At 32.3% G+C, this 359-nt stretch carries 1 pseudogene; it reads right to left on the reverse strand.

What is annotated here, in order from left to right:
• A pseudogene (locus SB679_RS23370) lies at window positions 1-340 on the reverse strand (aminodeoxychorismate lyase); the annotation flags it as partial.
• Window positions 341-359: the final 19 nt, after the last annotated feature.

A 359-nucleotide genomic window follows, 5' to 3' on the forward strand; every position in this document is an offset into this window, starting at 1 on the left:
CATCTTCCATTTCCACGATTTCATAAAAATAGGAAATTGAAGATTTTGCCAGGGTCAAATCATCATTATTTCTAAAGACCTGAAAATTGATAATTCCATTCTTTATTCCCTGACCATCGATAATATCCTTTTGAAAAAGTGATTGAAAAAATTCCAGTGTATAGGTGAGAGGAATGTTCATTCTCATCTTTCTCATCGAAGCCATCAGGAAGAAATAGCATTCTTCATCCATGATTAATCCTCCGTTTTTTATAAAGAAGGAAACCTTTACTGCATCGCCCCAAAGAAAGGCTCTATTCTTTACATTTAATGCGTCTGATGTAAAATATTGATTTTCCAATTTTTGATGTGATTTATTT

It is taken from the genome of Chryseobacterium sp. SIMBA_029 (genome assembly GCF_046535275.1).
In the GTDB taxonomy this organism is placed as follows: domain Bacteria; phylum Bacteroidota; class Bacteroidia; order Flavobacteriales; family Weeksellaceae; genus Chryseobacterium.